We start from the raw sequence: 17,583 nt of genomic DNA, 5'->3' as shown, positions 1-17,583 counted from the left end.
CAGTGGTTTGCCTTGGCTTTATTCGGGTCGCGCAACATTGATCTAGATCAATTTGAACAAGGAGAGCATGAAATTTTGAAGAGGATTATGCCCAAGTCTGCCTCATCAAATGCTGGCCGTTTGGAGCGTCATTTAGCCCGCCCGTCGGCGCAGGCCATCACGGTCAAGGATTGTGATGCTGCTACGCGACACAATATCAATCAGCCCGTCCTTTTTAAGCTTAGTAAATTCGCGACTGACTGTTTCAATCGTCAACCCGAGTACATCGGCAATTTGACGCCGAACCAGCGGTAGCTCAAAACTGTCCAGAGCCATCACGGACAGGCTATCTTGCGGCGCCTCCAGTCGCTCGGAAATTTCCAACAGGAAAAAGGCAAGCCGCTCTTCAGCCGTCTTGCGTCCCAAAAGCAACATCCAGGATCGGGTCCGATCCAGTTCGGTCATCATTCTCTGCAACAACCGATGTTCCAGCCTCGGATGATGACTTGCAAAGCCGTCAAAGTCACTTTGCGAAAAAACACAAACATCAGCATCCGTCAGCGCCGTAACGCCATAGGGCGCGGTCGTTCCATAAGGCCGCCCGATAAAGTCCGACGGGTAAACGATGCCAACAATTTGCTGGCGCCCATCTTCGGTCCCGCTGGTCAGTTTCAGCACGCCTTCGACGACATTAGCCACCAAAACAGCTTCTTCGCCCTGCCATAATATCTGTTCGCCGCGCTTCACCTGACGGCGGCGACCCAGTGCGTTAAGCAATGCAAGCTCATCGTCGTGGAGATCCGCGCAAATGGAGTGGTTTCTGACCACGCAGGCTTGGCAGAAATTCATCCTACCTGCCTATCATCAGCGCCCAATTCCCGCAACGCTTAGGTCTTTGACCCAAGCGAATACCGCCCTACCGTCCTTGATCTATGTCAAATCGACATAGCAGTCCCATCAGATCGAATTTTGCGCCAAGTAATTAACGTCAAAATCCGGTGGAAGATAAAGAAGGGACGCCGCTTCTCGGCAGCAAAAATTTCCTGCAGAAAAGGTGGCGGAGACGGAGGGATTCGAACCCTCGGTACGGAATTAACCCGTACGACGGTTTAGCAAACCGTTGGTTTCAGCCACTCACCCACGTCTCCGCATGGTCTGTCGCGCTAGCGGCAGTTTGGCCTTGGCGGGCGCTATAACCAGCCCTCTCTCACGCTGCAACGCCTAACATCACCCGATTTCATCGTCGCAGCGATCTTCTCGCCGCAAAATAGATTCAGTCTGGCGCAAAATCGACTCGGGTCATCGCCCATTCATTGCCCTACTGACAAAGAGAGTCATGATGTGTCAGGGATGCCGCGCGCTTTGCGCATAAGCTGTTTGAGCCTGCCTTTTGGGGGAATACCATGCGCCTATCGCTATCAACCATTGCCACCATCGCCATCGGGGGGATCAGCCTCGCGCTGGCACCCGTCGCGTCTGCGGCCCAGATGACAGAAGTCGATCCGAATACCGCGATCGATGCCGATCTCGACAATCCAACACCTCCACCTCCCCCGCCGCCATCACAGCCCGCGTCGCAGGGGATGGATATTGACAGCGATCTCGCCTCCGGCAGCGAGGTCACAACGCCAGCGACCGACCCGGTGACTGACCCGTCCGTCGAAACCGCAACGCCGGGAGTGGAAGAAGCCACGGTCACCAACGCTGCTGCGGCAGGCACCACCTATGGCAAGGACGATCTGATCGGAGCCGCAGAAGGCGTTTTTGGTAAAGGAGCCAAGGGACTGGCAGGGCTGATCGAAGATATACTACGCAAACAGGGCGAGCCGAATGCCTATATTGTCGGGCGCGAGGCTGGAGGCGCGCTGGTGCTCGGTGTGCGCTATGGGTCGGGTACACTCTATCACAAGATAGAGGGCGAACGCCCAGTCTATTGGACAGGCCCGTCCATCGGGTTTGATGCCGGCGCCAACGCGGGCAAGACTTTTGTCCTCGTGTACAACCTGTTCGACACCGAAGATTTGTACAAACGCTATCCTGCTGGCGAAGGCGCGGCCTATCTGGTGGGCGGATTCAACGCCAGCTATCTGCGGCGCGGCGATGTGGTGCTGATCCCCATTCGTGTCGGCGTCGGTGCGCGACTGGGTGCCAATGTCGGCTATATGAAGTTCCGCAAGAAGCAGAGCTGGTTGCCGTTCTAGCCAGCACGCTCAGCCAAGGCTGATTCCACGGCGGCGAAATCTGCGAGGCCCAACTTGGCCGGTATATATTCGGCCCAAGCGGCATCAACCTGATCGGCCACTGCTTGCGGTAGCATGGTTTTGTGTCCGCCGACTTTGCCTTCGCGCACTTTTGATGAGTCGCTACCAGCGGGGAAACCGACCCGGTCCTCGGACAGTGCGCGCATCATTGCATCGTCAAACTGATGCTTGTTCGCCAGCATGTATCCGATCGACGACCGCTCAAGCGTCAGCACCAATAGCTCGTCATCAAGCGTGATATCGCAAAACGCCGCGAGCCGCCGAACATGATGCGCCGGGTCCTGCACCATCTGTGCAAAAGAGAAAATGAGGACGTCGGGATTGTTCCGCTGTGTCCACCAGCTCGCCAGATGTTGCCAATAGTTGCCCCCCTCTGCGCTACCCGCCATCCATCCCGCAGCAAACGCCTCGATTGACACCGTTCCGGGCTCGATAAACCAGCCCTCCATAAATTTGTACATCGACAACAGCGCGTCTTTCGGGTCGCGTAAGGCGACGACATAACGCGCTCCGCGCGGCGCAGCGTCATAAGCCAGATGACTTTTGAACCCACGCGGCGCGGCGCGCTGATCCGCATTTATGTCCAACCCCAAAGCGACCGAGGTCTCGATCCACGGCACCACCTTTGAAATATCGTCATAGTCCCTGTCGCCGCGGGTGCGCAGTGTGTGGAATGTTTGCTGAAGCCAAGTCGTTCCGCACTTACCATAAGGCGCGATGATGACGTCGCTCGGCCGCGCTCGAAATCCGCTCAAGGCCGCTCCGATATCGTTAGGGTCAATAAGTGTCCCCATCGCCTGCTTGAACTCAGCCACATTTCGCGCGCGGCGCCCCAATTTCTGAACCATCGGAATCCCCGTTTTCGCGCCCTAGGATAGTGTCGCGAGCAAAAATGCCCGTTCGGATAGCATACAGCCATTAATCGCCATCAAAGGCAATCAGGGTCTCGCTGGCCAAACGGCCATCGGAAAGTCGGCGCGATCCGCCAAGATCAGGCAGGTCGATGACGAACAGCGCCGCCATTACGACCGCTCCAGCGCTCCGCATTAACTCGGCGGTCGCAAGGATCGTGCCGCCCGTCGCTAGCAGGTCATCGACGAGCACGACACGGCTGCCGGGGCTTATCGCCCCTTCGTGCAACTCCAAACGGTCGCTGCCATATTCAAGCGCATAATCAACGCCGATCGTCACACCGGGAAGCTTCCCGGCCTTGCGCACCGGAACCAAACCCAGTCCCATGGCGGTCGCCATCGCGGCACCGAACAGGAAACCGCGCGCTTCGACAGCAACAATCATATCGGGTTTATAGGCAGCGGCGCGCTCGCAAAGTCGCTGCACGCTCTCGGCAAAGCCCTCAGCGTCGCTAATTAGAGTGGTTATGTCGCGAAATTGGATGCCAGGCTTGGGAAAGTCAGGAATCGTGCGGACAAGCGCCGCCAGATCAAGGTCAGGCTGGGGTGCGCGGGCGATCATCGCTGACAATCGCCCGACACTTCCTCAATGCTTCTTGTCGGCCCAGATGTTCCGATAGGACAGATAGGCCAAAATGGTGAAGATGATCAGGAACAGCAGCGCTGCCCGGCCACCGATCAGGCGGTTTTCAAGCTTCGGTTCTGCTGTCCACACCAGGAATGCAGACACGTCACTCGCCATCTGATCAACCGTCGCCTTCGTGCCATCGGCATAGGTGACAGCGCCATCATGAAGTGGTGGTGCCATCGCCAGATTCAGGTTGGCGAAATAGGGGTTGAAGTGCAGTCCCGTCGGCGGCTGCAATTCTTTGGGCAGGTTGGCCGGCGGATTCTGGAAACCAGTGAGCAAGGAATAAACATAGCTCTGGCCACCTTCGCGCGCCTTGGTGATCAGCGACAGGTCAGGCGGCAAAGCATTGTTGTTCGCGGCGCGGGCCGCCACGTCGTTCGCAAAAGGTGCCGGAAAATGGTCGGCAGGCCTGCCGTCGCGCGTCGCCGGCTCACCGGTATCCGGATTGAGCGACGGAACCTGAAATTGCTTGGCAAAGGCTTTGATCTGACCTTCGTCATAACCAAGCGCCTTGATATCGCGGAACGCAACAAGGTTGAGGCTGTGACAGGCCGAGCAGACCTCTTTGTAAACCTGCATCCCGCGTTGAACCTTGTTCACGTCAAACGTGCCAAAAGGTCCGTCACTCGACAAGGCGAGGTGGCGAGGTTCTTTGTGAAAAGCGTGGGCTGCATCAGGCGTGCTGGTGAGCGGCGTCGTAAAGATCGCCATCAGCAGTGCTGCGATGAATCCCAGGCCGACTAAAAATCCGAGCGGACGAACCATGGCTGTTTCAGCTCCCCAAAATGTCCGGCGCTCAGGCCGTTGTCGCTGCCGACGATGTGTCGTCAGCATGTTTGCTCAAAACCGCTTCGGTGATCGAATTGGGCATCGGCTCAGGCCGCTCAATTCGCGAAACGATAGGCACGATAATCAGAAAATGGGCGAAATAATATATGGCGCCAAGTTGACTGAGGATAACCCAAGGCTGTGTCGCCGGCTTCATCCCGCAGGTTCCAAGCAGCACGATGTCAGCCATCAAAACCCAAAAGAATTTGCGATACAGCGGGCGGTAGGTCGCCGACTTCACCGGCGACCCGTCGAGCCACGGCAGGAAGAACAGCAGCGCAATCGATGCGAACATCGCAATCACGCCCCAAAGCTTTGCCGGAACCCACAGGAAGTTGAACGTGAAGGCGCGCAAAATCGCATAGAAGGGCCAGAAATACCATTCAGGCACAATATGCGCCGGCGTCGACAGCGAGTTAGCCGGAATATAGTTATCGGCATGGCCCAGCAGGTTCGGCGCAAAGAAGGTCAGCAGCACAAAGACGATCAGGAAAACGCCCAGTCCGAAACCGTCCTTCGCCGTATAATAGGGGTGGAACGGAACCGTGTCCTGCTCATCCTTGACTTCGATGCCGGTCGGATTGCTCGATCCCGGAATGTGAAGCGCCCAAATGTGCAGGATAATCACACCCAAAATTACGAACGGCAACAGATAGTGCAGCGAGAAGAAGCGGTTTAGCGTCGCATCGTCAGGTGCAAATCCACCCAGCAGCCACACGCGGATCGGTTCACCGACAATCGGAATGGCCGAGAAGAAGCCGGTAATCACCTGCGCACCCCAAAAACTCATCTGCCCCCAAGGCAGCACATAGCCCATGAAGGCGGTCGCCATCATCAACAGGAAGATAACGACACCCAGCAACCACACCATTTCGCGCGGCGCTTTATACGAACCATAGAAAAGGCCTCGGAAAATATGCAGATAGACGACGATGAAGAACATGCTCGCGCCGTTCATATGCGCATAGCGCAGGAACCAGCCCGAATTGACGTCGCGCATGATATGCTCGACCGAATTGAAAGCGAGACCTGCGTTGCCGGCATAGTGCATCGCCAAAATGATGCCCGTGATGATCTGAATCATCAACGCCGCACCGGCCAACACACCAAAGTTCCAGAAATAATTCAGATTGCGCGGCACCGGATAACCCGGCCCGGTGGCATTATATACCAACCGCGGAATCGGCAGCTTCTCATCCATCCATTTCATCAACGGATGTTTTGGCTGATATTGCTTGGCCCAGGGAAAGCTCATCTTATCTCGCTCCTCAGCCGATCGTCACGACAGTATCGCTGTTAAAAACATAGGGTGGCACAAACAAATTCTTCGGTGCCGGACCTTGGCGAATGCGGGCGGCCGTATCATAGGCCGACCCGTGACAGGGACAGAAATAACCGCCGAAGGGGCCGCGATTTTCGCCCTCGCCCGCGCCCAGCGGAACACAACCCAAATGGGTGCAAACGCCCAGCGTAATCAGCCAGTTTTCCTTGCCCGCCTTGGTGCGCTGGTCAAGGGTTTCGGGGTCACGCAGTTCGCTCAACGGAACAGCCTTCGCCTCTGCGATTTCTTTCGGCGTTAGGTTGCGGACGAACACCGGCTGCTTGCGCCAGCTGGTCTTGATCGCCTGTCCAGCCTCAATCGCCGAAATGTCGATTTCGGTCGATGACAACGCCAGAACGTCGGCGGAAGGATTCATCTGGTTGACCAGCGGAATCACGACTGTGACCGCGCCGACACCGGCAAAGCTCACCGCCGCTATATTGATAAAGTCACGGCGGCGGACACCATCTTCGATGCCTGCGTTTGGTTCGGTTTCACTGGCCATTCGATTGCCCTTGCATGGCTGAACTGACAAATATCTCTCAAAATCGGGTCGCCCTGTCCGCAGTTTTGCAATGCGGTGCCTCCCGGCGGCCCCTCCGAGAATTGCGGGCCTGATAGCCGCACATCCCATGCTTGCCAACAGGCAATTTCCCTTTCTTGGTCGCTAATTGCACCCTATCGATATGAAGTCATTGACCCGCTATGCGGGCTGTATGGAAATTGCGCTCTATCAACCCGACATCGCCGGCAACGTCGGCACGACCCTGCGCACAGCCGCATGTTTCGGGGTCAAAGTCCACATTATCGAGCCGTGCGGCTTTGCATTTTCAGGGGCCGCGCTCAGGCGCGCGGGCATGGATTACGCGGCCAAAGCCACATGGCAGCGCCATGCCGACTGGTCGGGCTTTCGCACGCTGATGCAAGAAGAAGGGCAGCGGCTGGTCCTGCTGACCACCAGCGGCGCGACTCCCCTGCCCGCCTTTGGATTTCAGCAAAAGGATGTGTTGTTGATGGGAGCCGAGTCTTCGGGTGTCCCCGCCCATGTCCATACCGAAGTCGGGGCTCGCGTCGCAATTCCGATGCAACAGGGCTTTCGTTCCTTGAATGTCGCGGTGGCGGCTGGCATCGCACTTGGTGAAGCATTACGACAAACGAAAGGCTTTCCCGCATGATCTCGCTCGACAAGCAGCAACTGACCGCAAAAGACTGGTTCGAGTCGCTGCGCGACCGCATCTGTGCCGAATTTGAAGCGATTGAGAAGGAAGCGGATAGTGACGCTGCCTTTGAATATACGCCCTGGGATCGAGAGGCCGATGGGCTTGCTCCCGGTGATGGCGGCGGCGGCGTGCGCGGCGTTATGAAAGGCCAAATCTTCGAGAAAGTCGGCGTCAATGTCTCAACCGTCGGTGGTGAATTCGCGCCCGATTTTGCCCAGTCGATTCACGGCGCGGACGAAGACCCCAGCTTTTTTGCCACCGGGATCAGCTTGGTCGCGCATATGGCCAACCCGCATGTTCCCGCGGTTCATATGAACACGCGCTTTCTGGTGACCGCCAAGCGTTGGTTCGGCGGTGGGGCCGATCTGAATCCGCCCATACCCTATCAGGACGACACTGATGCCTTTCACGCGCGGCTGCGCGCCGCCTGCGCGCCCTTTGGTCCTGATGTGTATGAACGCTATGCCAAATGGGCCGACGAATATTTCTACATTCCCCATCGCGGCGTCCATCGCGGAGTCGGTGGAATATTCTATGACCATCTCGATTGCAGTGATGACGCCAGCTTTGATCGCAATTTTCAACTGACCCAGGCGGTCGGCGAGGCCTTCCTCGACATTTTTCCGCAAATCGTCCGCAAGCGCATGAAATCATCATTCACCCCTACCGACCTCGAAACGCAATCAGAGTGGCGTGGCCGCTATGTCGAGTTCAACCTTGTCCATGATCGCGGGACATTGTTCGGGCTCAAGACCGGCGGCAATATCGACGCCATCCTGATGAGCCTACCACCGATGGCGAAGTGGAGCTAAAAGCAAAAAAGCCGCCCCAACCGGGACGGCCTTTTCGCAAATCTTTGGCAATTATCGCGACTCAGGAAAAAACCTCGCCGCTGCCTCCGCCACCAACGGATCGATAAATCGCCGGAGGAATGGCCACACTGACCAGGATAATCGGCAGGTAAAAGACCAAGCTGACAAGGCCTCCGCCAATCATTGTCCCCATACCGGGACCACTGGCCATCATCGCACCGCTGACGCCGCCCACAATCATCATCGCAACAAACATATATATCACGGAAGCGATCATCAGGAGCACATAGAAGCCCACAATCGTCCATTGAGACGTAGAGGTTAACTTCCATGATTCGATCAAGGCAGCGAATGGATTGCTTGACCGGTTGGCCGCCATGACGGGGCCTGCGACCGACAGGCGACCAAAAAACCACGCATAAAAGACCAGAACTGCAATATATACCAGCACGCCAAAGGCTAACAAACCTGCCGAAGCGCCACCGCTGGCAAGGCTTTCAAGCGACATCCCGCTTGCCCCGAAAACCGCAAATGCCAACAGGCCAAAGATCAGCATCACTATATACATCATGATCACCAGCGCGATGGAAACGACGAGCATGGCCAGCATAAAGGCGATGCCTGCCCCCAGCGACCATCCAATATCCTCACCGGGTTTGCTTCCCATCAGACCGGATCGCCAGATCAGCATGGACGCAGCATATAATATGGTCCCGGCCAAAATGCCGAACAGCATGAAGGAGCCAATTGCACCGAATGCTGCGGTTGGATCGCCTTGCGAGATCATCAAAGTTCCAATCGCTGAACGCAGCAGCAACGCACCCAGGACAGCGCAAATCACGACCGCGCCCGCCATGATCGCCAGCATCATTTTCCAATTTTCGGAAACAAAGGCGATGGTCGCCGAAATGGCGCCACCAATTGTCATTTTAGTCATCCCCATTCTCCCCTGTATGAATTATAGTTGACCCCCTTTATCAGCTAAAAACCTCACTTCTGCTTTGCGATGACAGTTGCCGATAAATGGCCGCCGACACTGCGGCGGAAATCCAGCCCGCCGCCGCCGAAGCGAAGGCACTAAATGTGCCGCTGACCAATCTTCCGGCCTCCAGACCACCAAAAAGCGCACCCAAGGCGCCGAGCAGCAAGATAAAGATGATCATCACCAGTCCGATCAGAAACAGGAACAAAAAGATCATCCAGCCATTGTCTTTGGTCAGTTCCCAGCTCTTTTGAATGACCTTGATAGGATTGCGGATACCAAGATCGGCAACCACGGGTGACACGACAGACAGTCGGCCCAGCAAATAAAGCAAGGGAATAAGGAACAGCAGCGCCGCAACGCCCATCATAATGCCTGACAAAAGCTGGACGGCAATCATCGTCGGCAACATCGTCAACGCAAATATTAGCGAGTCGCCCACGCTAACACCGCCCCGCGCCAGCCAAAGTCGCAAAATGGCTACGCTGCCCAGCGCTGCTAACAATCCGCTGATCAGAAGACTCGGCACCGACCCAATGAAATTTTCACGCATCGCTGCCATCGCCTGGTCAAAGGAAGCCCCCACGGGCGGTTCCACCGGGAGTGGCCCGAACCAACTGAAGGCCAGTGACGGGAGGAACAGGAACACAGCAGCGATTGCAATGGTCAAGGTCGTGTGTGAGCGTAGCAACAGAATCGTATCGTCCCAAGCTGCTGCCATATCAAACTGCCGCATTCCGTCTCCCAATCATAACTGCCCCGATATTCACGCAGACTGACAATCTTGACCTTCGATGTCCAGCCTTGATAGCCTTTTGATTCTATTGCTTCTTGCTCTTGGGACAAGTTGGCGGCAGGAAAATTCCCATGGCCCTGCACGACGCACCTGAATGGAACATTGCTCCGGGACTGACCGACTATGAAACGGCGCTTGCCGATATGGAGGCGCGTGCAGCGGCCATTTACGCAGGGGATGACGCAGAGCGCATCTGGCTGATCGAGCATCCTCCGCTTTACACGGCCGGCACCAGTGCAGACCCGGCAGAGCTGCTCGATTCGCGCTTTCCGGTCTATGCCGCTGGTCGTGGCGGTCGCTACACATATCACGGTCCGGGACAGCGCGTCGGCTATGTCCAGCTCAATCTGGCGCAGCGCGGCCGTGATGTGCGGGCCTATGTCGCGGCGCTTGAAGGCTGGGTCATCGACGCGCTCGGCCTGCTCGGCGTTGCCGCGCGTCGCGCGCCAGGTCGCATTGGTATCTGGACCGATGATTTGACAGGCCAAGAGGCCAAGATTGGTGCGATTGGTGTGCGAGTGCGTCGCTGGGTGACGATGCACGGATTTTCCATCAACGTCGCGCCCGACCTCAATCATTTCGGCGGCATTGTGCCCTGCGGCATCGCCGAATTCCCCGTAACTAGCCTTGCGATGCTCGGAAACAAAGCGAGCTTTGCCGACCTCGATTCGGCACTGCAACAAAGCCTGCCAAGCTTTCTCGACAATGTGACCACGAAGAATTAGGACCAGACCCATGAAGAAAAGCCCGTTCGCGACCGTCCTGCTCTTGGCTCTGTGTAGCTGCGGCAGCCCCTCAACGCCCGATGGCAAGACCACGACCAAATTGGATGCGGTCGAAGTTCAGCCGGGCACGATCAGCGACTCGATGATTATCCTTGATGACAGCAACATCGATGGAACCGCCGTGGACAACAGCACGCCCGATACAAAGAAGGGCAAGGATGCAGACGAAAAGGCCGAGGCCAAAGACGCTGAAGAGAAATCCGATAGTGATGGCGAGGCACGCATCACCGATCCCGCACCGACTCCCAAAAAGGTTGAGCCTGAAGACAACTGACTGCGATTTATCGCAGGCCCAAATTCTTGTGCGTCTGAAGCGACAGACGCCACCGCGGATCACTCATCACCAGATCGATACAATGGGCAACATTGGCGGCAGCATTGGGATCGTCGAGCGGCTGGATGAGTCGATGGGCGAAGTCGAGCGCAGCGAGTTTTTCAATATCACTACCCGGCTGCGGCCAGACGAGTTTGAGTTCATCTCCGCTTGTCTGAACCAGCTTGCTCCCCGCTTTGGGGCTGACGCAGATCCAGTCGATGCTGCGCGGAACGGCGATGGTGCCATTGGTTTCTATCGCGATGGTAAAGCCTTCGTCATGCAAGGCCGTAATCAACGCATCGTCCAGCTGCAGCATCGGTTCGCCACCGGTCAGGACGACAAAGCGGTCGGCGCGGTCGCCGTCCCATGATTGTGCAATCACCTCCACTAGTGCCACAGCGTTGGCAAATTTTCCGCCGAGAGTCCCGTTGGTTCCGACAAAATCCGTATCGCAAAATTTGCAGATGGCGGCGGCGCGATCAACCTCGCGCCCGCTCCATAAATTGCATCCGGCAAAGCGACAGAAAACCGCTCGGCGGCCCGATTGCACACCCTCCCCTTGCAGGGTCAGGAATATCTCTTTGATGGCATAGCCCATGCGCCCGCGTCTTCAGGCGACCGCCGCATAGACAGTCGGATCGACCAGTCCAGCGTCACGAAACCCCTTGCTGCGGAGGCGACAGCTGTCACACTGGCCGCAATGTTTGCCGTCGGGGGTCGGGTCATAGCAGGACCAGCTGAGTCCCGCGTCAAGCCCCAATCGCGCGGCTTCGGCAGCAATCTCGGCCTTGCCCAGATATTGCAGCGGCGCGTGGATGCGAAATCCGGTGCCGACATCGCCCGCCCTAGTCGCCAATCTGGCGAGATCCTCAAAACCGGCAATGAAGTCGGGTCGACAATCGGGATAGCCCGAATAATCGAGCGCGTTGACGCCAATAACAATGTCGCTGGCACCGCGCGCTTCGGCAAGGCCCAGCGTCAGCGACAGAAAGATCAGGTTGCGCGCGGGGACATAGGTGACCGGAATATCGCTGCTCAGTCCATCTTTTGGCACATCGATATCGGCGGTCAGCGCCGACCCGCCAAAACGGCGCAGATCGAGCGGCAGGACAATATGCTCCACCGCCCCCAGCTCTGAGGCGATGCGCGCCGCCGAGTCCAATTCGACGCGGTGACGCTGGTTGTAATCGATGGTCAGCGCAATGACACGCGCGTCGGCCTCGCGCGCCAGCCCCGTACAGACGAGCGAATCAAGACCGCCCGACAAAAGGACGACAATCGGTTTTCCCTGCATATCTTGCATGGCCGCCCGTTACGTCTCCCTCTTCTCGGGCGCAAGTCCTGTGCGGGCTGCAACGGCCAAAAGAAATGAGCCGCCAAACACGATGTTTGACGGCCCAGGTCGGCCAAAGGCCGTTTTAGGGAGAAGCTACACACAAAATGTGTGCCGGTCCCAGCTATGCCGAAATGGTTAATTTGGCATGAATGTCACAAGGTTATTGGGTTCCGCCAGCCGTACATGCGCCAACCCGACGCCCCTCAATCGCTTGCGAAAATGGCTTGCCACCGGCAATGCCCTGTGTGTCGATCTGGACCAGTCGATTAGTTTCGTGGCGGATGGTCGTCCGCCCATGGCCGGCGCCGGGGCAAGTGTAATGAACCGTCACGCTCGTCGGCTCATCCTGGATGATATAGCGCGAACAGCCGGTTCGGCTGTGGAAAATCTGGATCATGCGCCGCGCATCGCCCAGGCAATAGGTTTGCACGATAGAGCCATCATCCTTTGAACGCAGTTCCCAGCTCCCCTTTTCGAGCTGATCGAGCATCGTCAGGCTGGGCGCGGAAGCAGGACCGGCAGCAGCGGCAGAGAGGATGAGGGCAACTCCGGTCAAACCGGCCAGTCGCGATAAGATCGCCATGTATTCATTCCAACTTTAGCCCCCGTTTGCGGAGGCGGACACGCGACCCTGTGTGGCGGGCAATAATGGCGTTGGCGTGAAATTTCAACCATCGAACGACAGTTTCGCACGCTTTGCCGTCAATCAAGCGGCCCATGGCGGGTTTCTTCGCCTAGTTGGCCGCCTCGATCTCACCCAAAGGAATCGGAAAGAGTCGCGAGCAGAAGGCGCAGTCCACGACAATATCTCCTTGTTCATCGACCATATCGGCGCGTTGATCGGCCGGAAACTGAGACAGCACGGTAGCAAAATGCTCGACACTGCAACGACAACCGCGCGACACCATTACCCCGGGTTCAACTCGCACCTCATCCTCGTGGAACAACCTCCATGCTAGCGTTTCGAGTGACGACGCCGGATCGGTCAATTCTTCGTCTTTCAGTGTGGCCGCTATTGTTCGGGCATGTTCCCATTCGGGGTGATCGTGCCGCACATGCAGGCGATCGCGTCCGACCTCGCCTTCGGGCAGATGTTGGAGCAGCAGGCCGCCCGCGACGCATCCGGCCTTGGCATCATGCCGCGCGGCCAATTTGATCAAGCTGGGAATCTGCTCTGATTGTTCGAAATAATGCTCGGCGGCTGCGCCGATCGACGATCCTTCGAGCGGGACAATCCCCTGATAGCGTTCACCCGTCACCGCCTGATCAAAGGTAATCGCCAGAAAACCTTCTCCAAAGAGCGCAAACAGTGTCGGGGCCGGCCCCGCCGCCGCCAGTCGCTCGGCATCAAATTTCAAATATCCACGCAGTTCGCCTGCTTTATAGTCACAAACGAGGAGTTCAATCGGGCCACCCCCCGTTTGGGCCTGCATCGTCAACTGGCCATCGGCAGTCTTGAGCGTGGAGCCGAGCAACACGGTCAGCACCAGCGACTCAGCGAGCAGCTTTTCAGCCACTGGCGGATAATTATGCGCTACCAAAATCATTTTGAGCGCTGGCCCCAGACGCACGAAACGCCCCCGCACATGCCGCGCCGCAATGGTGAACAGCATGGGCTGGTCAAACCATGTTTCAACTCTTTCGCTCACAATTTTCCCAAAGCCCATAGCAGGACCGACTTTTGCGCATGAACGCGGTTTTCTGCCTCGTCCCATACGCGCGATTGCGGCCCGTCGATCACCGACGCGATGACCTCTTCATCGCGATGTGCGGGCAGGCAATGCAGGAACAAGGCGTCGCTTTTCGCTTCGCCCATCAAGCGGTCGGTAACCTGATAGGGTGCCATCGCCGCCAGTTTGCTATGGGCATGGTCCTGCCCCATCGACACCCAGGTATCGGTCACAATGACATCGGCACCTGACGCAGCCTCGCTGGCATCGCGCATCACGCTGATCCGCGCGCCGCGCTCTTGAGCTGTGGCGACAAAGTTGGGGTCTGGTTCATAGCCCTGCGGACAACCCGCACGAATGTTAAATCCGAACAGCCCCGCCGCCTCGATCAGCGATGACAGGACATTGTTGCCGTCCCCCATCCACGCGATTTCGAGCCCCGACAGCGCCTTGCCCTGCTCGACCAGAGTCAGAAGGTCAGCGACGATCTGACACGGATGCGACAGGTCCGTCAGACCATTGATAACCGGCACAGTCGCATATTCCGCCAGTTCCTCGATCTTGGCATGATCGTCGGTGCGGATCATGATGGCATCGACATAACGCGACAGCACGCGCGCAGTATCGGCGATTGTCTCGCCGCGCCCCAGTTGCATCTGCCCGCCCTCCATCACCATCGCCGAGCCACCAAGCTGGCGGATGGCAAGGTCGAAAGAAGCGCGCGTGCGGGTCGAGCTTTTTTCGAATATCATCGCCAGCACATGATCCGCCAAAGGCGCATCAGCGTCTGCCTTGCCCTTTGGCCATCCTGTCCGCGCCGCCTTGCGGTCAATCGCATCGGCGAGCATCGCCGCCACCGCGTCCCCGCCCGCGTCGGACAGGTTCAGGAAGTGACGTGTCATGCGGTGGGCGGCGTATAACTCGCCGCGCCCGCAGACAATTTTTCGATGCACTCGTGGATGTGCGATTCTTCGATGTTGAGCGGCGGCAAGATGCGGATAACATTGTCGCCCGCCGCAACTGTCAAAAGCCCGTGATTATCACGCAAATGGGCTACAAAAGGACGGCTCTCACTCTTCATTTTGACGCCAAGCATCAACCCCATGCCACGCACGCTGTCGAACAGCTGGTCGTGATTGGGAATCATCTGCTCCAGCGCGCCGCGCAGACGCTCACCGGTTGCCTTGACCGAGTCGAGAAAGCCTTCTTCCAATACAACGTCCAGCACAGCCTGCCCTGCCGCCATCGCCAGCGGGTTGCCGCCATAGGTCGATCCATGGGTGCCAATGACCATGCCACGCGCCGCCGCCTCGGTTGCCAGACATGCCCCCATCGGAAAGCCGCCGCCGATACCTTTGGCGCTCGCCATAATGTCGGGTGTCACATCAAATTGTTCATGCGCGTAGAGCGTGCCGGTGCGCGCCACGCCGCATTGCACTTCGTCAAACACCAGCATCATGTCGCGTTTGTTGCAAATGTCGCGCAAGCCCTGAAGGAAGGGCTGCGACGCGGGACGGATGCCGCCTTCGCCCTGAATCGGTTCAACCAAAAATCCCGCCGTATTGTCATCGACCAAATCAAGCGCCGCATTCAGATCATCGAAGGGCGCATAGGCAAAACCGGGCAACAACGGATCGAACCCTTTGCGCAGTTTTTCCTGATTGGTCGCCGAAATCGTCCCCAAGGTGCGGCCGTGGAAGGCGTTGTTGAAGGTGATGAGCGTGTGTTTCTGGGCGTTACCTGCGCTGGAATGATAGGCACGCGCCGTTTTGATCGCACATTCCACCGCCTCGGCACCCGAGTTGGTGAAGAAAACCGTATCGGCGAATGTATGATCAACCAGCCGGTCGGCATAGGCCTCTCCCTGCGGGCTGCCATACAGGTTCGACACATGCATCAGCGTCGCCGCCTGATCCTGAATGGCCTTGGTCAGATGCGGGTGCCCGTGGCCGAGCAAATTGACGGCGATACCGCTGGCGAAATCCAGATAACGCTCGCCGCGCTCGCCAATCAAATAGGCACCCTCTCCGCGAACCGGACGCACCCCACACCGGGGGTAGACGGGCATCAACGGGGTAATAGCCATCGGACAAACCTTTCAATTCTGGCAAAGTAAAAAGGCGACCCCGTGCGGGCCGCCCTAAGTCGGGGCTTTCCTATACTGCCCGCGTCGAAGCCGCGTCAACACGGGCTGCCGCTTCTATGGCAAGTGCCACCGAATGCTTGCGCGCATCATGATCATAGATGGACGAGGAGAGGATGACTTCGTCAACGCCGGTGCGCTCGATAAAGCCTTTCAGGCCGTCCTCAACATCGTCGACCGTACCTATGGCGCTGCATTGCAACACATGGTCCAGAATCGCGCGGGCGCTGGGCGGCAGCGAGTCGGGATATCCGGCCAGCGGCGGCTTCATCCGACCGGGATTGCCGGTACGCAGCGCGACAAACGCCTGCTGCTGCGATGTCGCCAGCAAAGCCGCTTCCTCGCGTGTGTCGGCGGCAAAGACATTGAAGGCAGCCGCCGCATAAGGCGCATCAAGCTGCGCCGAGGGTTTGAAATCGCGGCGATAGTTGGCGAGCGCCTCATCGAGCGCGTCGGGCGCAAAATGCGAAGCAAAGGCATAGGGCAGCCCCAACATCGCGGCGAGTTGCGCCCCGAACAGGCTCGATCCCAACAACCACAGCGGGACGTTGCTGCCGCCGCCCGGCACCGCCGTGATGCCCAGCCGATCATCACCTGCCAGAAACGCCTGGAGTTCGACAACATCTTGTGGGAATTGCCGTTCATCGCCGGAAAGATTGCGGCGCAACGCCTGCGCCACGCGCCCATCCGATCCCGGAGCACGTCCCAACCCCAAATCGATGCGTCCGGGAAACAGCGCTTCCAATGTGCCAAATTGTTCGGCAATCACCATCGGCGCATGATTGGGCAGCATGATGCCTGCTGACCCGATCCGAATGGTCGAGGTCGCCGCACCCACATGCGCGAGCACAACCGCTGTCGCAGCACTCGCGATCCCCGTCATTCCATGATGTTCGGCAACCCAATAGCGTTGATAGCCCAGCGCCTCGGCATGTTTGGCAAGGTCCGCTGCATTGGCAAGTGATTGAGCTATTGTCCCGGTATTGGTGACAGGAACAAGGTCGAGCAAGGAGAGTTTCGTCATGCAACCGATATGCGGGCACGAGTATAAAGGTTCAAGGTTCGATTAAGCACGTTCGTCCTTTGGCGAATCCATCAGCACATAGGTCGTGATAGAATTGACCTGCGGCAATACGCCAAGAATTTCGGTGTGGAAATGCTTGTATGCTGCAAGATCGACCGTCTCGACCCGCAGTATATATGTGATCGATCCCGTAACATTGTGGCATTCGCGAACTTCGGGTGCCAACGCGACTGCGGCTTCAAATCCCTGTTGGGAATCTTTGGCATGCCGAGACAAGCCCACAGTGACATAGGCGATAAAGGTCAATCCTATCTTTGTTGCATCGATCTGTGCACGATAGCCTTTAATCACCCCGCTGCGTTCTAACTCCTGCACCCGCCGCAAACAGGCCGAAGGTGACAGCCCGACCCGGTCGGCAAGGTCGACATTAGAGATTCGTCCATCTTGAGACAGATGACACAATATATTTCGTCCAATGGCGTCTATTTCACTCATATATTGCATATTATATTCAGATATGCGGCACATTTGCAACTCACAGCGCTATAGATCGCATTATATTGCTCAT

General features: G+C 57.5%; 21 protein-coding genes and 1 tRNA gene. 5 read left to right on the top strand and 17 right to left on the bottom strand.

The window, feature by feature from the left end; genetic code table 11:
- Positions 1 to 132: 132 nt before the first annotated feature.
- Together ACR3XE_RS08740 and ACR3XE_RS08735 are read right to left on the bottom strand one after the other, a co-directional pair.
- Positions 133 to 756, bottom strand: a complete 624-nt coding sequence (locus tag ACR3XE_RS08740) for a Crp/Fnr family transcriptional regulator (protein ID WP_473698030.1) — start codon at positions 754 to 756, stop codon at positions 133 to 135.
- 278 nt (positions 757 to 1,034) lie between these two features.
- Positions 1,035 to 1,127, bottom strand: a tRNA-Ser gene (locus tag ACR3XE_RS08735).
- A 255-nt stretch (positions 1,128 to 1,382) separates the two neighbouring features.
- Between ACR3XE_RS08735 and ACR3XE_RS08730 the strand changes: the two genes are divergently transcribed.
- A complete protein-coding gene (locus tag ACR3XE_RS08730) occupies positions 1,383 to 2,180 on the top strand; it encodes a DUF1134 domain-containing protein (protein WP_473698031.1) in 798 nt (265 codons plus the stop codon).
- Here the strand turns inward: ACR3XE_RS08730 and ACR3XE_RS08725 are convergent.
- The 5 genes from ACR3XE_RS08725 to petA form a co-directional block, all read right to left on the bottom strand.
- Positions 2,177 to 2,995 carry a sulfotransferase domain-containing protein gene (locus ACR3XE_RS08725; RefSeq protein ID WP_473698032.1) on the bottom strand — a complete coding sequence of 273 codons (819 nt, stop codon included), beginning with the start codon at positions 2,993 to 2,995 and terminating at the stop codon, positions 2,177 to 2,179. The genes ACR3XE_RS08730 and ACR3XE_RS08725 overlap by 4 nt on opposite strands.
- Positions 2,996 to 3,158: 163 nt before the next feature.
- Positions 3,159 to 3,713, bottom strand: coding sequence for an adenine phosphoribosyltransferase (locus ACR3XE_RS08720; RefSeq protein WP_473700325.1), 555 nt, complete (start codon positions 3,711 to 3,713; stop codon positions 3,159 to 3,161).
- 24 nt (positions 3,714 to 3,737) lie between these two features.
- Entirely contained in the window at positions 3,738 to 4,547 is an 810-nt protein-coding gene (locus tag ACR3XE_RS08715; protein ID WP_473698033.1) for a cytochrome c1, read from the bottom strand.
- Between the two features lie 31 nt (positions 4,548 to 4,578).
- On the bottom strand, positions 4,579 to 5,865 hold the full coding sequence (locus ACR3XE_RS08710; RefSeq protein WP_473698034.1) for a cytochrome b: 1,287 nt from the start codon (positions 5,863 to 5,865) through the stop codon (positions 4,579 to 4,581).
- A gap of 13 nt (positions 5,866 to 5,878) precedes the next feature.
- Positions 5,879 to 6,436, bottom strand: a complete 558-nt coding sequence (gene petA / locus ACR3XE_RS08705; RefSeq protein ID WP_473698035.1) for a ubiquinol-cytochrome c reductase iron-sulfur subunit — start codon at positions 6,434 to 6,436, stop codon at positions 5,879 to 5,881.
- Positions 6,437 to 6,647: 211 nt separating this feature from the next.
- Here petA and ACR3XE_RS08700 point away from each other — a divergent pair, with 211 nt between their 5' ends.
- Together ACR3XE_RS08700 and hemF are read left to right on the top strand one after the other, a co-directional pair.
- Positions 6,648 to 7,106, top strand: a complete 459-nt coding sequence (locus ACR3XE_RS08700; RefSeq protein WP_473700326.1) for a tRNA (cytidine(34)-2'-O)-methyltransferase — start codon at positions 6,648 to 6,650, stop codon at positions 7,104 to 7,106.
- Positions 7,103 to 7,963, top strand: coding sequence for an oxygen-dependent coproporphyrinogen oxidase (hemF, locus tag ACR3XE_RS08695; protein WP_473698036.1), 861 nt, complete (start codon positions 7,103 to 7,105; stop codon positions 7,961 to 7,963). Before ACR3XE_RS08700 ends, hemF begins: the two co-directional genes overlap by 4 nt.
- Positions 7,964 to 8,024: 61 nt before the next feature.
- On the opposite strand, the gene ACR3XE_RS08690 is transcribed toward hemF, so the two are convergent.
- Together ACR3XE_RS08690 and ACR3XE_RS08685 are read right to left on the bottom strand one after the other, a co-directional pair.
- Complete coding sequence (locus tag ACR3XE_RS08690) at positions 8,025 to 8,906, bottom strand: hypothetical protein (protein WP_486185650.1); 882 nt, start codon at positions 8,904 to 8,906, stop codon at positions 8,025 to 8,027.
- Positions 8,907 to 8,940: 34 nt separating this feature from the next.
- Entirely contained in the window at positions 8,941 to 9,681 is a 741-nt protein-coding gene (locus tag ACR3XE_RS08685) for a hypothetical protein (protein WP_473698038.1), read from the bottom strand.
- 131 nt (positions 9,682 to 9,812) lie between these two features.
- Here ACR3XE_RS08685 and lipB point away from each other — a divergent pair, with 131 nt between their 5' ends.
- Together lipB and ACR3XE_RS08675 are read left to right on the top strand one after the other, a co-directional pair.
- Entirely contained in the window at positions 9,813 to 10,466 is a 654-nt protein-coding gene (gene lipB, locus ACR3XE_RS08680) for a lipoyl(octanoyl) transferase LipB (protein WP_473698039.1), read from the top strand.
- Between the two features lie 10 nt (positions 10,467 to 10,476).
- Positions 10,477 to 10,800, top strand: coding sequence for a hypothetical protein (locus ACR3XE_RS08675; RefSeq protein ID WP_473698040.1), 324 nt, complete (start codon positions 10,477 to 10,479; stop codon positions 10,798 to 10,800).
- Between the two features lie 7 nt (positions 10,801 to 10,807).
- Here the strand turns inward: ACR3XE_RS08675 and queE are convergent, their stop codons facing one another.
- The 8 genes from queE to ACR3XE_RS08635 all read right to left on the bottom strand — a co-directional run bounded on the left by queE (position 10,808) and on the right by ACR3XE_RS08635 (position 17,510).
- The gene (gene queE / locus ACR3XE_RS08670; protein ID WP_473698041.1) at positions 10,808 to 11,440 is read right to left on the bottom strand and encodes a 7-carboxy-7-deazaguanine synthase; all 633 of its coding nucleotides are present in this window, start codon (positions 11,438 to 11,440) and stop codon (positions 10,808 to 10,810) included.
- Positions 11,441 to 11,452: 12 nt separating this feature from the next.
- On the bottom strand, positions 11,453 to 12,145 hold the full coding sequence (gene queC / locus ACR3XE_RS08665; RefSeq protein WP_473698042.1) for a 7-cyano-7-deazaguanine synthase QueC: 693 nt from the start codon (positions 12,143 to 12,145) through the stop codon (positions 11,453 to 11,455).
- A gap of 193 nt (positions 12,146 to 12,338) precedes the next feature.
- A complete protein-coding gene (locus ACR3XE_RS08660) occupies positions 12,339 to 12,761 on the bottom strand; it encodes a DUF3617 domain-containing protein (RefSeq protein WP_473698043.1) in 423 nt (140 codons plus the stop codon).
- 151 nt (positions 12,762 to 12,912) lie between these two features.
- Positions 12,913 to 13,791, bottom strand: a complete 879-nt coding sequence (gene hslO, locus ACR3XE_RS08655) for an Hsp33 family molecular chaperone HslO (RefSeq protein ID WP_473700327.1) — start codon at positions 13,789 to 13,791, stop codon at positions 12,913 to 12,915.
- Between the two features lie 32 nt (positions 13,792 to 13,823).
- The gene (argF, locus tag ACR3XE_RS08650) at positions 13,824 to 14,750 is read right to left on the bottom strand and encodes an ornithine carbamoyltransferase (RefSeq protein ID WP_473698044.1); all 927 of its coding nucleotides are present in this window, start codon (positions 14,748 to 14,750) and stop codon (positions 13,824 to 13,826) included.
- On the bottom strand, positions 14,747 to 15,934 hold the full coding sequence (locus ACR3XE_RS08645; protein WP_473698045.1) for an aspartate aminotransferase family protein: 1,188 nt from the start codon (positions 15,932 to 15,934) through the stop codon (positions 14,747 to 14,749). The genes argF and ACR3XE_RS08645 overlap by 4 nt, the downstream gene beginning before the upstream one ends.
- Positions 15,935 to 16,004: 70 nt before the next feature.
- A complete protein-coding gene (locus ACR3XE_RS08640; RefSeq protein WP_473698046.1) occupies positions 16,005 to 17,015 on the bottom strand; it encodes an LLM class flavin-dependent oxidoreductase in 1,011 nt (336 codons plus the stop codon).
- 42 nt (positions 17,016 to 17,057) lie between these two features.
- Positions 17,058 to 17,510 carry an Lrp/AsnC family transcriptional regulator gene (locus tag ACR3XE_RS08635; RefSeq protein WP_473698047.1) on the bottom strand — a complete coding sequence of 151 codons (453 nt, stop codon included), beginning with the start codon at positions 17,508 to 17,510 and terminating at the stop codon, positions 17,058 to 17,060.
- Positions 17,511 to 17,583 lie beyond the last annotated feature (73 nt).

Source organism: Sphingopyxis sp. 10G20-10 (assembly GCF_057365075.1).
The sequence above is the reverse complement of the archived record's forward strand: the minus strand, read 5'-3'. Positions and strand labels throughout refer to the sequence as shown.